This window comes from Hydrogenophaga palleronii, from assembly GCF_031457455.1.
Taxonomy (GTDB): Bacteria; Pseudomonadota; Gammaproteobacteria; order Burkholderiales; family Burkholderiaceae_C; genus Hydrogenophaga; species Hydrogenophaga palleronii_A.
In genome coordinates this window covers 88,836-101,815 of the sequence record NZ_JAVDWU010000010.1, presented here as the reverse complement: position 1 = coordinate 101,815, position 12,980 = coordinate 88,836, and the positions used below count along the sequence as shown (strand labels likewise).

At 64.4% G+C, this 12,980-nt stretch carries 13 protein-coding genes; 4 read left to right on the top strand and 9 right to left on the bottom strand.

Annotated elements, in window-relative coordinates; all coding sequences use genetic code 11:
* Positions 1 to 119: 119 nt before the first annotated feature.
* A complete protein-coding gene (locus tag J2W49_RS20470; protein WP_310320606.1) occupies positions 120 to 875 on the top strand; it encodes a M14 family zinc carboxypeptidase in 756 nt (251 codons plus the stop codon).
* 55 nt (positions 876 to 930) lie between these two features.
* Here the strand turns inward: J2W49_RS20470 and J2W49_RS20465 are convergent, their stop codons facing one another.
* The gene (locus tag J2W49_RS20465; protein ID WP_310320605.1) at positions 931 to 2,508 is read right to left on the bottom strand and encodes an alanine/glycine:cation symporter family protein; all 1,578 of its coding nucleotides are present in this window, start codon (positions 2,506 to 2,508) and stop codon (positions 931 to 933) included.
* Between the two features lie 120 nt (positions 2,509 to 2,628).
* On the bottom strand, positions 2,629 to 3,987 hold the full coding sequence (locus J2W49_RS20460) for a D-amino acid dehydrogenase (protein WP_310320603.1): 1,359 nt from the start codon (positions 3,985 to 3,987) through the stop codon (positions 2,629 to 2,631).
* Between the two features lie 200 nt (positions 3,988 to 4,187).
* On the opposite strand from J2W49_RS20460, the gene J2W49_RS20455 reads away from it, so the two are divergent.
* Positions 4,188 to 5,105, top strand: coding sequence for a LysR family transcriptional regulator ArgP (locus tag J2W49_RS20455; protein WP_310320600.1), 918 nt, complete (start codon positions 4,188 to 4,190; stop codon positions 5,103 to 5,105).
* A 45-nt stretch (positions 5,106 to 5,150) separates the two neighbouring features.
* Here the strand turns inward: J2W49_RS20455 and J2W49_RS20450 are convergent, their stop codons facing one another.
* Positions 5,151 to 5,606, bottom strand: coding sequence for a fasciclin domain-containing protein (locus J2W49_RS20450; RefSeq protein WP_310320598.1), 456 nt, complete (start codon positions 5,604 to 5,606; stop codon positions 5,151 to 5,153).
* A 211-nt stretch (positions 5,607 to 5,817) separates the two neighbouring features.
* Between J2W49_RS20450 and J2W49_RS20445 the strand changes: the two genes are divergently transcribed.
* On the top strand, positions 5,818 to 6,456 hold the full coding sequence (locus J2W49_RS20445) for a TetR/AcrR family transcriptional regulator (protein WP_310320596.1): 639 nt from the start codon (positions 5,818 to 5,820) through the stop codon (positions 6,454 to 6,456).
* A gap of 163 nt (positions 6,457 to 6,619) precedes the next feature.
* On the opposite strand, the gene J2W49_RS20440 is transcribed toward J2W49_RS20445, so the two are convergent.
* Genes J2W49_RS20440 through J2W49_RS20430 form a run of 3 tightly spaced genes read right to left on the bottom strand, consistent with a single transcriptional unit; the run spans position 6,620 to position 9,013 of the window.
* Positions 6,620 to 7,042, bottom strand: coding sequence for a universal stress protein (locus tag J2W49_RS20440; RefSeq protein ID WP_310320594.1), 423 nt, complete (start codon positions 7,040 to 7,042; stop codon positions 6,620 to 6,622).
* A 14-nt stretch (positions 7,043 to 7,056) separates the two neighbouring features.
* Positions 7,057 to 8,019 (bottom strand): metallophosphoesterase, encoded by a 963-nt coding sequence (locus J2W49_RS20435; protein ID WP_310320591.1) that lies wholly within the window; start codon positions 8,017 to 8,019, stop codon positions 7,057 to 7,059.
* 4 nt (positions 8,020 to 8,023) lie between these two features.
* Positions 8,024 to 9,013, bottom strand: coding sequence for a LysR family transcriptional regulator (locus J2W49_RS20430; RefSeq protein WP_310320874.1), 990 nt, complete (start codon positions 9,011 to 9,013; stop codon positions 8,024 to 8,026).
* Positions 9,014 to 9,114: 101 nt separating this feature from the next.
* Between J2W49_RS20430 and J2W49_RS20425 the strand changes: the two genes are divergently transcribed.
* Positions 9,115 to 9,714, top strand: coding sequence for a hypothetical protein (locus J2W49_RS20425; RefSeq protein WP_310320590.1), 600 nt, complete (start codon positions 9,115 to 9,117; stop codon positions 9,712 to 9,714).
* 153 nt (positions 9,715 to 9,867) lie between these two features.
* Here the strand turns inward: J2W49_RS20425 and J2W49_RS20420 are convergent, their stop codons facing one another.
* From J2W49_RS20420 to J2W49_RS20410, 3 genes are all read right to left on the bottom strand, one after another.
* Entirely contained in the window at positions 9,868 to 11,736 is a 1,869-nt protein-coding gene (locus J2W49_RS20420; RefSeq protein WP_310320588.1) for a phosphoenolpyruvate carboxykinase (GTP), read from the bottom strand.
* 360 nt (positions 11,737 to 12,096) lie between these two features.
* On the bottom strand, positions 12,097 to 12,240 hold the full coding sequence (locus J2W49_RS20415) for a hypothetical protein (protein ID WP_310320586.1): 144 nt from the start codon (positions 12,238 to 12,240) through the stop codon (positions 12,097 to 12,099).
* Positions 12,241 to 12,304: 64 nt separating this feature from the next.
* Positions 12,305 to 12,730, bottom strand: a complete 426-nt coding sequence (locus J2W49_RS20410; protein WP_310320584.1) for a PaaI family thioesterase — start codon at positions 12,728 to 12,730, stop codon at positions 12,305 to 12,307.
* Positions 12,731 to 12,980 lie beyond the last annotated feature (250 nt).

Genomic DNA, 12,980 nt, shown 5'->3' with positions numbered 1-12,980 from the left:
TTTTGGCACCGGCGTGGGCTGAAGCCGATAGCCCGGTGCGCGGCCCCGGTCATCCATTGGCCGACATTGCCACCAGCAGCCCGTGCGCCGATTGGGTGTCCCGTTTGCCGAATGTGCACATGTCCCTGTGCCAGGCCGCTGAGCTGCGCCCCACGGTCGGGCGGTCGGTGCAGGGGCGCACCTTGTACCACCGCGATGTGATCGCGCCGGATGCTCAGATCCGTGTGCTAGTGGTGGGCGCCATGCATGGGGATGAACTGTCGTCGGCCTCGGTGGCGCTGCACTGGATTCAGCGAGCGATGGAGACGCCCGCCAATGCCCACTGGCGGTTTCTTCCCGCGCTCAATCCGGACGGTCTGCTGCGCCAGCCTGCGCGGCGCATGAACGCCAATGGCGTGGACCTGAACCGCAACTTCCCCACGCCCAACTGGGCGCGCGACGCCAAGGTTTATTGGGAGCAGCGCACGCGCAAGGACCCGCGCCGCTGGCCCGGGCCGTCGCCGCTGTCCGAGCCGGAGTCACGTTTTTTGCACGACGAGATGGCGCGCTTCCAGCCCCACCTCATCGTCAGCATTCACGCGCCCTACGGCGTGCTCGACTTCGATGGTCCGGGCACGCCACCGCCCAAGCTCGGGCGGCTCTACCTCGATCAGGTCGGCATCTTCCCGGGCAGCCTGGGCAACTACGGCGGCGTGCACAAGGGCATGCCGGTGGTCACCATCGAACTGCCCAGCGCGTTTCGCACGCCGCTTGAATCCGAGATGCGGCAGATGTGGCTCGACATGCTGCGCTGGATGAGCGAACGCATCCGGCCTGAATCGCCAGAGCCACCCGAAGCACAGGTGTTGCCGGTGAAGCTCCGAAAGCCCACTTGAAGGCATCAAAAAAAAGCCCGCAGCAGCGGGCTTTGAATCTGGCGGGCAGGCCGCGTCAGCGGGCGGCGGCGCCGGCGAGTGACGGGATGGAGCCCGACTGGATGCCAGCCCAGTAGATGTTCAGCTCGCGCTTCACGACGGGCATCAGGAAATAAAGGCCCACGATGTTGGCCAGTGACATCGCGAAAATCATCGAGTCGGAGAAGTCGATCACCGGGCCCAGTCCCATGCTGGCACCGATCACGACGAATGCCAGAAACATCAGCTTGAACGCCAGTTCGGACAGCAGACTGTCGCCCAGCAGGTAGGTCCAGGCCTGCAGTCCGTAGTACGACCAGGTGATCATGGTCGAGAAGGCGAACAGCACCACCGCCAGCGCCAGCACATACGGGAACCATGAAATGGCGCTGCCGAAGGCCATGGAAGTCAGCCCCACGCCACTGGCCTCGCCGGCCAGCGCCGTGACACCACCCACGTCCACATGGCCGCTCACCACGATCACCAGCGCCGTCATGGTGCAGATCACCACCGTGTCGATGAAGGGCTCCAGCAGCGCGGCGAAGCCTTGTGACACCGGCTGGTCGGTGCACACCGCCGAGTGCGCGATGGCCGCCGAGCCGATGCCGGCCTCATTGGAAAAGGCCGCGCGCTTGAAGCCCTGGATCAGCGCCCCCACCACACCACCGGCCACACCTTCGGCCGAGAACGCGCCACTGAAGATCTGCCCGAAGGCCCAGAGGATCTTGTCGGCATTGACGATCAGCACGATCATGCCGGCCGTCAGGTACAGCAGGGCCATGAACGGCACCACCTTTTCCGTCACCTTGGCGATCGAGCGGATGCCGCCGATGATCACCATGCCCACCAGCACCGCCATGATCAGGCCGAAGATCCAGCCCTGTCCCGCGAGAAAGCTGTTGGCACCGCCGGTCACGCTCACCACCTGCTGGAAGCTCTGGTTGGACTGGAACATGTTGCCCCCGCCAATGGCGCCACCCACGCAGCACACGGCAAAAAACACCGCCAGCACCTTGCCCAAGACCGGACGGCCCAGTTCGGCCATGCCCTTGGAGAGGTAGCGCATGGGGCCGCCGGCCACGATGCCGTCGGGCATCTTCACGTCGCGGTATTTCACGCCCAGCGTGACCTCGGTGAATTTGGAAGCCATGCCCAGCAGGCCGGCCAGGATCATCCAGAACGTGGCACCGGCGCCGCCAATGCCCACCGCCACCGCCACGCCGGCAATGTTGCCCAGCCCCACCGTGCCCGAGACGGCCGTGGTGAGCGCCTGGAAGGGCGTGACCTCGCCCTGCATCTTCGGGCTCGAGTAGCGGCCGCGCACCACCTGGATCGCGTGCATGAAGCCACGCACCTGGATGAAGCGGAAATAGAAGGTGAAGATCAGCGCCGCCAGAATGAGCCAGCCCACGATCAGCGGGAAATGGGTGCCGGCGACCGGGACCGAATAGAAGATGGCGCCCGCCACGGCGTCGGAATAGGGCTGAATGGCCGAGCTGATGCGCTCGTCCATCGTGGGGGCGACTGCCTGGGCCTGGGCACTGGCGTGGGCCAGCCATGCAGGGGCTGCGAGCAGCGGCGCCCAGCGGCGCCCGTCGACTGAAAGGCTTTTCATATTGTCTCCTTGAATGAATGGAATGGTGGCGTCTGGTGCGCCGCTGTCCGCAGTCTTGGTGCTGCGGTTGCAAAAAGGCCGGTCATCGCGGGTGGCGATGACCGGCCTTGATGGGGAGAATCAAGCCTGGCGGGCGGGGGTGTCGGTGTTCAGCGCCCCGGGTGCTGAAAGGCGTGTTCGAACGGGTGTGTCCATGCCATGGAAACGGAAGTTCATGGCGGGCTGTTCGCCACAGATGAGCTCGGCCAGAGCCTTGCCCGATCCGGCGCCGTGGGTCCAGCCCAGGGTGCCGTGGCCGGCATTGACCCACAGCCTGCCCACCTTCGTGCGCCCGATCAGGGGAATGTTGGTGGGTGTGGCCGGTCGCAGGCCGGTCCAGAATTCGGGGTTGCCGCCTTCTTCAGGGGTGCGGGTATCGGCCACGCCGGGGAACACCTCTTCAATTCGGCGCACCAGCATTTCGCAGCGCTTCTTCGCCAGCGGGGTGTCTAGCGACAGATCGAAGCCGCCCAGCTCGATCGTGCCCGCCACCCGCAGCTGGTTGCCCAGGCGCGACATGGCGATCTTGAGCTGGTCGTCGATCATGCTGACCTGCGGCGCGAGCTCGGGCTTGAGCAGTGGCAAGGTGGCGCTGTAGCCCTTGCCGGGATAGATCGGCACATGCACGCCCACCTGGCGGAGCAGCGGTGCCGTGTAAGAGCCGCAGGCCACCACATAGGCATCGGCCTTGAGCACACGGACCATGCCGCTGGCCCGGTCGCGCACGCTCACCTGCTGCGCCGCGCCACCGGCCACGTCGATGCGTTCGATGTCGTGGCCATAGAGCAATTGCGCACCGCGCTCGGCGCACAGGGCGGCCAGCTGCTGGGTGAAGACACGCGCATCGCCGGATTCGTCCGAGGGTGTGTAGGTGCCACCGACGATGCGCTCGGCAAACGCATTCAGTGCCGGCTCGATCTTCAGCAGTTCATCGCGGTTGATCACCCGTCGCTTCACGCCAAACTTCTGCATCACGGCCGCCGCACCGGCTGCGCCGTCGAACGATTTCTGGTCGGTGTAGTAGTGGGCAATGCCGCGTTCGAGCCGGTTGTATTGCATGCCGGTCTCGGCCACGATGGCCTTCAGCGCCTCGTGGCTGTACGAACCCAGCGCCACCAGTTGCGCCACGTTGCGCTCGAAGGCCGCGTCGTTGCACTGGCCCAAGAATTGCAAGCCCCAGCGCCACTGGGCCGGGTCAATCTGTGGCCGGAACAGCAGCGGCGAAGTGGCAGAGAACATCCATTTCAGTGCCTTCAGGGGCGCTTCGCGGTTCGCCCATGGTTCGCAGTAACTCACCGAGATCTGTGCTGCGTTGGCGAAGCTGGTTTCCAGCGCTGCATCGGGCTGGCGGTCGACCACGGTGACCTGATGGCCCTTTTGCAGCAAGTGCCACGCGGTGCTGATTCCAATGATGCCCGCGCCCAGAACGACGACCTGCATGACACGCTCCTGAAAGAAATGGGGAAAAGTTCACTGGAGTATGGGAAAAAGCGCGTCGCAAGTGAAGTGAAATTAAACTAAAATTCCCGGCATCAGAATCACTAATGTTTGGTGGGACGCTCATCGCGGTGCCATGCAGCTCACCTGTGTGGCATGCAGCGGCGGGTCCCGCCCAACTGACCACTCTCGCTGAAACGTCCATGAGCACCTACGATCCCGATGCCCTCGAATGTCTGGCCGCCATCATCGAGGAGGGCGGTTTCGAACGCGCCGCCCAGCGACTGTCCATCACCCAGTCGGCGGTCTCGCAGCGCCTGAGGGCGCTGGAGGCGCAGGTCGGCACGGTGCTGATCGTGCGCAGCCGCCCGCTCAAGCCCACGCCGGCCGGGCAGCTCATGCTCAAGCACGCCAAGATGATGCGGCTGCTGCGGGCCGACCTGGAAAAAGACCTGAAAGAGCTTGCGCCCAGTTCCACCGGGCGGGGGCGTGAAGAAGAGCGCATTTCCGTGGCGATCAACGCCGACAGCATCGCCACCTGGGCCTTGCCCGCGCTCGATCGTCTGGCGGTGGCGGGCCTGCCGATCGAGATCATCACCGACGACCAGGAGGTCACACACGAGTGGTTGCGCGAAGGCCAGGTGCTGGGTTGTGTGACCACGCTGGCCCAGGCGCTGCGCGGTTGTCGCATGGATGCGCTGGGCACCATGGACTACGTGGCCGTGGCCAACGCCGAGTTCGCGGCCGAGTACCTTCCCAAGGGTCTGAGCGCCCACAACTTCCACCGGTTTCCTTTTGTGGCCTTCAACCGCAAGGACCATCTGCAGCACGAGTTTGTCACCCGGGCTTTCGGCCTGGCCCGCGTTGTGCTCAAGCAGCTGTTCGTGCCCTCGTCCGAAGGGCAGATCCGCGCGGTCAGGGCGGGGTGGGGCGTGAGCGTGTTGCCCGAGCTGGCCGTGCGCGGGCTGATTGAAAGCGGGGAGCTCGTCAACGTGGCGCCCAAGCGTGCCTTGGGCGTGGCCCTGCACTGGCACTGCTGGAACCTGCATTCCGACGTGCTCGATGAACTGAGCGCAGCGCTGCGAACCGCGGCCGCCCAGAGCCTGCGCCAGCCAGCATGAAAAAGCCCCGCACCAGGCGGGGCTTGATCGCTGGGCGGGGGCGCCTTATTTGGGCATCACCACCGTGTCAATGACGTGGATCACGCCGTTGCTGGCGGCCACGTCGGTGGCCACCACGTTGGCCGCATCCACCTTGACGCCACCCATCGTGCTCACGGTCAGCTCAGCGCCCTGAACGGTCTTGACCTTGCCGGCCTTCACGTCTGCGGCCATCACCTTGCCTGGCACCACGTGGTAGGTCAGCACCGCGGTCAGCTTGGCCTTGTCGGCCAGCAGCGCGTCCAGGGCGGCCTTGGGGATCTTGGCGAAGGCTTCGTCGGTGGGGGCAAACACGGTGAACGGACCCGGGCCCTTGAGCGTGTCCACCAGGCCAGCCGCCTGGACGGCGGTCACCAGCGTCTTGAACGAACCGGCGGCAATGGCGGTGTCGACGATGTCCTTGGCGTGTGCAGCAGACAGGGCGCCGAATGCCATCAGGGAAGCAATAAGGGTCTTTTTCATGGGAAGTCCTTTGAGACGGGTTGGAGGAACAGGGGAAATTCAGGGCAGCTGGGTTGAAGCGGGGCTTGGCAAGCTCAGACACCCTCTTGAGTTGAAATATATCCTCAAAGATATGAAAAGTGACCAATCAGTCTATATGGATACTTTTCAGTGGGGATATCGACCTGTTCGTTGAACTCGTGCACAATGCGACACCTGAAAAAAGGTCTCTATGGTCAGCACCGCCCTCAAGCCCCCCACCGAACCCGCGCCCAAACGCAGCTTCCGCCAGCAAATGCATCTGGCGCGTGAAGACGCCATCGTTTCTGCGGTGAATCGCCTGCTCGCCGAGAAGGGCTTTGAATCCATGACCGTGGACGAGGTGGCGGCCGAGGTCGGCATTGCCAAGGCCAGTCTTTACAAGCACTTTCCCAGCAAGGAAGACCTGGCAGCGGCGGCCATGGTGCGTGTGATGCAGCGCGCGCAGGCGTTTCTGGACGGCCTGGACAAGAACCGCCCGCCGCTGCAGCTGCTGCGCGAAGTGGCGCGCTGGACCATGGAAGTGCAACTGGCCGGAGAAATGCCTTCGCTGCCCAGCGAAAACTCCAGCCTGCGTGCCGCGCTCACCACCAACAAGGCTTATGTGGATGGGCTGATGGATGTGAGCGACAGACTGGGTGCCTGGATCACGGCCGCTCAGAGCGAGGGCAGCATCAATCCGGACCTGCCGCCGATCGCGGTGCTCTACACCCTCTACGCCAGGGCCTGCGACCCGGTGCTGGGTTTCCTGAAAGGCTCAGGCCAGTACAGCAACGAACAGATCATCGAGATGGTGCTGTCCACGTGTTTTGATGGCTTGAAGGCAAGGTAACCCCTACGGCGCTGGCGTACCTGCTGGTGTGGATGTTTTCCGGCGCGCTTGAATTTTCGAACTTCGACACGCCCGTCCAAGGGCACAGCGGAACTGGCTTTGCCAGGCCGCCATGTGCCGTCCCCCCTCCGGGGGGAAGCCGCAAAGCGGCGCAGGGGGGAGCCTATCTGACGATCAACACCGGCACCTTGCACTGGGCCAGCACCTTGGTGGCCACCGAGCCCATGACCAAGTTGCCAAAGGCGCTGTGGCCGTGGGAGCCCATCATCACCAGATCGAACTTGCCAGCCTGAGCCATTTTGGCGATCAACTCGCCAGGAGAGCCGACCTTGTGGACCACCTGGGCATCGATCCCGTGGCGCTTGAGGAACTTGAGCACCGGCGCAGAGACTTTCTCGGCTTCGTCGGCATAGAAACCATTGGCGATCTCGGCTCCCACGGCGGCGCGGGCTCTGGGCGGCAACGGTGTCTGCACGGTGATCACCGTGTAGGCATGCGCCGCGCCCAGCCATTCGTCATGGGTGGCCAGGTAGGCCAGCATCTTCTTGGTAAAGCCACTGCCGTCTACCGCAAGCAAGATCTTCATGGTGTGTCTCCTGGTCAGGGGGAATGGATGCCAGTGTATGGCGCTGGCGTTTCTGGACCTTGCGCTGGCGCAATGTCAGCGTGGGTGGGCGTGGTGCCCGGCACCTCGATGAGCTGCTGCGCCTGGAACCCGACCTGCTCGTCCTTGTCGGCATAGCCCAGCGGGTTGGCCACGATGCGACAGCGCCCCACCTGCAGGTCTTGTGGGCAGTGCAGATGGCCATGCAACCAGAGATCGGCCAGCGGCAGCCAGTCGTCCAGCCCGTTGCAGAACCCCGCTGTGCCTGGGCGCAATCCATACCGGGGATCCGCACTGTCCAAGGTGGGTGCAAAGTGCGTCACCACCACGGTAGGCCCATCAAAAGGGCGCTGCAGGGCGGCATGCAGCCAGTCCTGGCATTCCAGCCCCAGGGCACGCACGGCTTCGGCGTCGAACAGGCGACCGCTGCGCTGGCTGCCCACCTTGGACAGGTAAAAATTGGCCGCCCGGAAAGCCTTTTCCCTCTGCTGCAGACGGTGGGTGAAAGGGTCTGTGGCGCTGCGCCTGGCCTTGCCCTTGGTTTTCGCTTCACCCACAGTCTGTTGCAAGGCCGGGTCGCCCAGGGCGTCGAAGTCGCTCCAGAGGGTGGTCCCGATCCAGCGCACACCCCCGATTTCCAGTGACTCCCGCTCCAGCCAGGTGATGCCCAGCCGGTCACAGGTCTGCCGCAGCTGGATGTGTGCCTCGTCCACGTCGAGCGCGTCGTACTCGTGATTGCCCGGCACGTACAGCACCGGTACCGGCCAGCCCGCATACTGGGGCAGGGGCGAAAAGCGCTGCAAACCCCAGTCCGGCTCGTCCATGACGCTGCCGTCGTGTCGGGTCTGGTAAGAGCCGACGTCGCCTGCCAGCACCAGCAGGTCGGCGCCGGCGGCGGGCTCGGCCTGGAAGTCGGGGTTGGCCTCCAGGTGGAGGTCGCTCAGCAGTTGCAGTTTCATGCGCTCATTGTGTGGCAGGGCGTTCGGCAAGGGCCGACGCAAGGTCAAACCCGCGCGCCGACGCCACCTCCACCGCCTGCCGCAGCCACCGGTGTGCACTCTGGTGCTCGGCCTGCCGGTGCCAGAGACTGTCAACATGCACGGGCGGAACCGGCAACGGCAGTTCGCGCAGCGCCAGTTCGTGCTCCATCCCCGTCGCACCCACAAAGTGGCGCGGCAAGACCGTGAGCAAGTCGGTGTTGGCCACCACACGCCCTGCCGTGAAAAACTGGTTGACGGTGAGCACCACGCGGCGCTTTCTCGACAAGCCGGCCAGCGCCTCGTCCACAAAACCGAACGGCCGACCGGAAAAGCTCACCAGCAGGTGGCGCGCCGCACAGTAGGCGTCCAGGGTCAGTGGTCCGCTGGCCAACGGGTGCCCGCGCCGCATCACCACAACGTACTCCCCGTCGTACAGGCGCTGATGCACGAAGCGCGGGGTGCCCTCCTGCAGATGCAGGGCCCCGAGTTCGGCAAGCACGCCCGGAAAGTGGCCAATGGCCAGGTCGGCGGTGCCGGACTCCAGCAGCTCCCGGGGGTCGCGGGTGGTCAGTGGCAACACCCGCAGGCTTACGCCGGGCGCTTCGTCTTCCAGAATGTCCACAAGACCGGGCACGATCTTGGCGGCGGTGGCGTCGGCCATGGCCAGCACAAAGGCATTGGACGCGGCTCGAGGATCGAATTCCCCCGGCGCCAGCGAGGCACGCAGTTGGTGCAGGGCATCCCGCACCGTGGGCCACAGGGTGAGCGCCGTCGGGGTGGGCTCAACACCGTAGCCGGCGCGCCTGACCAGATCGTCTCCCAGCGCGTCACGCAACCGGCGCAAGGCGTTGCTGACGGCTGGCTGCGTCATCGACAGGTTGTGGGCTGCCCGTGTGAGGTTGCGCTCGGCCATGACCTCGTCGAACACCCGGAGCAGGTTCAGGTCGAGCGTACGGAAACTGCGTTCATTAATCACCCTTGTGAATGTAAGTCATCACAAAGATAAATTGGAAAAAATCTAGGGTTAACCCTAGTATTGCGCTGTCCAAAAGACATTTGTTTGAAGGAACCGCCATGAGCACCATTGCACCGAACCCCGCCCTGACCCTCCGCCCACTGCGCGCCACGCCGTCTGTCAACGCCGCTGGCGCCACCACACCCAGTGCCACCCAGACCGAAAGCGCAAGGAGCCTGGCCGTGATGCTGCTGGCCGCCGTGGTCGCCGCCATGGTGGTGTTGGCCGATCGCCTCATCAACACCTGGGCCGACGGTCACCTCTTCCTCGCTTGGGTGGCCCTCTGGGTGGTGGTCTTTGCGGGCATGGCCTTGTTTGCCAGCACCGCTCGCACGATCGCTCAGCGCACCGTGCGCTCGCTGGACGGCTGGTCGCAGACCATTGCCCGGGCCCGCGCCGATGCCCGCCTGTGGAACATTGCCCAAAGCGATCCCCGCCTGATGCAGGAACTGCAGCAAGCGCTGATGCGTGACCGCGCCGAAGCCGACGAGTCGGCCGCCAGCGCCACTTCCGGCAGCGACTTCAGCGATGCCTTGGCACCCCTGGGCATGAGCAATGACGTGGCCGCACCGACCACCGTGCGCGGCAGCGCATGGAGCGGGTTCATCGAGCGCCTGAGTGAGCAGCGCAGTCGCAACATGCATCTCTACTACATCTGAACGCGCTCAGACGCCTGTTCAAGCGCCAGAAAAAAAAGCCACCGGGTCCCGGTGGCTTTTTTTGTCGGCGTGTTTTGCCAGGATGTTCTGAAGGAAGGTCAGACGTCGCGGAATTGCACAGTGGCACAGTGGTGACCTTGACCCCAAAGAACTTCAGGCGCCGAGCCGCTTTTCCAGATCCGCGCGGGTGGCCAACAAATCGGCCGGCAGGCGGTAGGCCAACTGTTCGAACAGGGCGTCGTGCAGCTTGAATTCGTCCAGCCAGGCGCTCTTGTCGATGTGTGTCACCGTGTTGAACTGCTCGGGCGTGAAGTCCAGACCCTTCCAGTTCAACTCGCTGTAGGCCGGAGCGACACCGAACATGGTCTCCTGGCCATTGGTCTGACCCTCCAGGCGGTCGATCATCCACTTGAGCACGCGCATGTTCTCGCCAAAACCTGGCCAGACGAACTTGCCTGCCTCGTTCTTGCGGAACCAGTTGACGCAGAAGATCTTCGGCAGTGCCGCGCCCTTCGCGACCAATGTCTGCTCCATGTCCAGCCAGTGCTGGAAATAGTCGCTCATGTTGTAGCCGCAGAAGGGCAGCATGGCGAACGGGTCGCGACGCACCACACCTTGCGCGCCGAAGGCAGCGGCCGTGGTCTCCGAGCCCATGGTGGCGGCCATGTAAACGCCTTCTTTCCAGGTGCGGGCCTCGGTCACCAGGGGTACGGTGGTGGAGCGGCGGCCACCGAAGATGAACGCGTCGATGGGCACGCCGGCCGGATCGTCCCAGGCGCTGTCGAGAGCCGGGTTGTTGGTGGCGGCCACCGTGAAGCGGGCGTTGGGGTGGGCGGCCTTGGCGCCGGTCTGCTTGCCGATCTCGGGTGTCCAGTCCTTGCCCTGCCAGTCGATCAGGTGCGCGGGCACCTTGCCCGTGTCCTGCTCCATGCCTTCCCACCACACGTCGCCGTCGTCGGTGAGCGCCACGTTGGTGAAGATCACGTCGCGGTCCAGACTGGCCATGCAGTTGGGGTTGGACAGGGTGTTGGTGCCGGGCGCCACGCCAAAATAGCCAGCCTCGGGGTTGATGGCGTACAGCTTGCCGTCGTCGTGGGGCTTGATCCAGGCGATGTCGTCGCCAATGGTGGTGACCTTCCAGCCTTCAAAGGCGGCAGGTGGCACCAGCATCGAGAAGTTGGTCTTGCCGCAGGCGCTGGGGAAGGCCGCGGCCACGTGGTACTTCTTGCCTTGCGGGTTGGTCACGCCCAGGATGAGCATGTGCTCGGCCAGCCAGCCCTGCTTGCGGCCCATGGTGGACGCAATGCGCAGGGCCAGGCATTTTTTGCCCAGCAGTGCGTTGCCGCCGTAGCCGGAACCGTAGCTCCAGATTTCGCGCGTTTCAGGGTAGTGAACGATGTACTTGGTGGTGGGATTGCAGGGCCACGAGGTCTTGTCGGTTTCGCCTTCAGCCAGGGGCGCGCCCACGGTGTGCATGCAGGGAACGAACTCGCCATCGGTGCCGAGCACGTCGTACACCGCCTTACCCATGCGGGTCATCAGCTTCTGGTTCACCGCCACGTAGGCGCTGTCGGTCAGCTCCACGCCAATGTGGGCGATGTGCGAGCCCAGCGGGCCCATGCTGAAGGGCACCACATACATGGTGCGCCCCCGCATGCACCCTTCGAACAGCGGCTGCAGGGTGGCGCGCATCTCTGCCGGGGCCATCCAGTTGTTGGTCGGGCCGGCGTCTTCCTGCTTTTCAGAGCAGATGAAGGTGCGGTCCTCCACGCGTGCCACGTCGGAGGGGTCCGAGCAGGCCAGGAAGCTGTTGGGTCGTTTGGCGTCGTTGAGCTTGCGGAAGGTTCCGGCGTCCACCAACTGCTGACAAAGCGCGTCGTATTCGGCCTGGCTGCCGTCGCACCAGTGGATGCGGTCTGGTTGGCACAGGGCGGCCATGTCGGCCACCCAGGCGATCAGGCGCGCGTTTTTCACAAAGGCGGGGGTGTTGAGATCGAGGCCCTGCATCACGGGTGAGTTCATCGGGGAAGCTCCAGAGTTTGAAAACCGGTGTGCACGAACGACGCCAGCAGCCGTCTTCGACCTCTGGAGGCCCGAGACGGCTGCAATGGAGTCCCTTGTGCGAAAAAGGACGGTCGGCGCTTGGGGCTGCGGTGCGGTTTGCGGTGCAGCAGGATGGCAAAAAGCGGGTTGGTGGTCCCGGGTTTTGATCCGCGTGTCGGCCAGTTGGGTCGATTTTATGAAAGCGCTTGGTCAGTTACCGGCAAGTTACATGCAAAACCCGCATAACGTAATGCCTATAACAGTGATCGCGAGCACCTGAGGCGCAAAAAAAAGCCGAGGGCCCCTGACGGGCCTCCGGCTTTTCTCCTAAGGGGGAGATCAGGCCATGTAAATAGCGATGAATGCCAGCAGAAACATCAGCACGCCGCCAGCCACTGGCAACACGATCGGCATCAGGGGAACGATGGATTCCACCACGTCCTGGGTCTGGTCGTGGGGGGTCGCGTGGTCGGGCTTGGACATGGTCTCTCCGGGTCGGTTGACAAAACTCGAGCGATTTTACGGGAGATGCGCGGTCTTGCCTGCCTCAGAGCAGCGCGTAGGTTGTGCTGGCCCGACAGACGCTCTGACCATCCGTCTCGCTGCAGATGTCGATCTCGCCGAAAGCCAGACTGCGCCCCGCGCGGATCAAACGGGCAGTCACCAGCGCGTTCTGGCCCGACAGCGGCTTCAGGAAGCTGGTGTTGATTTGAACCGTGGTCATGGGCCGTTGATTGCCCAGTCGTGTGACGATGGCCAGCACCATGGCTGTGTCGGCCGCCGACATGAGGGCCTGGCCACACACCATGCCCCCGATCCGGCTGAGCTGATCGCTGTGCGGCAGGCGCAGGGTCGCTTCGCCATCGCCGAAGGACACCACCTGCAAGCCGAGCGATTGCACCCAGGGTGCGAACCAGTCGGTCAGGGCTTGTTGCAGCGTTTCGAGGGTGACGTTGGAGTGCGGGGTGCTCATGGTCTGGATGATGCGAGTTGGAAATCGTTGGCTAGTTGCTCCAACGCGCAGCGCGCGACCCACGACGCATGGAACGGTGCCATCCCGGGGCACCGCCGGGCCGGCTTTGCCGGACGGCCAGTGCCGCCCCCCTTGAGGGGGCTGAGGGCCGCGGCTCCGAGCCTGCCTGCGCAGGCTTGGACTGCCCGAAGAAGCATCGACTCTGGCGATGCTGCGGCCTGCAAGGCACGCGAAGCGGCGCGGGGGTGTT

Excerpts from the sequence above, each read along its gene's own strand:
- J2W49_RS20455 (WP_310320600.1), top strand. The coding sequence starts at position 4,188 with ATGAGCACCTACGATCCCGATGCCCTCGAATGTCTGGCCGCCATCATC.
- J2W49_RS20450 (WP_310320598.1), bottom strand. The coding sequence starts at position 5,606 with ATGAAAAAGACCCTTATTGCTTCCCTGATGGCATTCGGCGCCCTGTCT.
- J2W49_RS20435 (WP_310320591.1), bottom strand. The coding sequence starts at position 8,019 with ATGAAACTGCAACTGCTGAGCGACCTCCACCTGGAGGCCAACCCCGAC.
- J2W49_RS20465 (WP_310320605.1), bottom strand. The coding sequence starts at position 2,508 with ATGAAAAGCCTTTCAGTCGACGGGCGCCGCTGGGCGCCGCTGCTCGCA.
- J2W49_RS20440 (WP_310320594.1), bottom strand. The coding sequence starts at position 7,042 with ATGAAGATCTTGCTTGCGGTAGACGGCAGTGGCTTTACCAAGAAGATG.
- J2W49_RS20470 (WP_310320606.1), top strand. The coding sequence starts at position 120 with ATGTCCCTGTGCCAGGCCGCTGAGCTGCGCCCCACGGTCGGGCGGTCG.
- J2W49_RS20460 (WP_310320603.1), bottom strand. The coding sequence starts at position 3,987 with ATGCAGGTCGTCGTTCTGGGCGCGGGCATCATTGGAATCAGCACCGCG.
- J2W49_RS20420 (WP_310320588.1), bottom strand. The coding sequence starts at position 11,736 with ATGAACTCACCCGTGATGCAGGGCCTCGATCTCAACACCCCCGCCTTT.
- J2W49_RS20415 (WP_310320586.1), bottom strand. The coding sequence starts at position 12,240 with ATGTCCAAGCCCGACCACGCGACCCCCCACGACCAGACCCAGGACGTG.
- J2W49_RS20410 (WP_310320584.1), bottom strand. The coding sequence starts at position 12,730 with ATGAGCACCCCGCACTCCAACGTCACCCTCGAAACGCTGCAACAAGCC.
- J2W49_RS20445 (WP_310320596.1), top strand. The coding sequence starts at position 5,818 with ATGGTCAGCACCGCCCTCAAGCCCCCCACCGAACCCGCGCCCAAACGC.
- J2W49_RS20425 (WP_310320590.1), top strand. The coding sequence starts at position 9,115 with ATGAGCACCATTGCACCGAACCCCGCCCTGACCCTCCGCCCACTGCGC.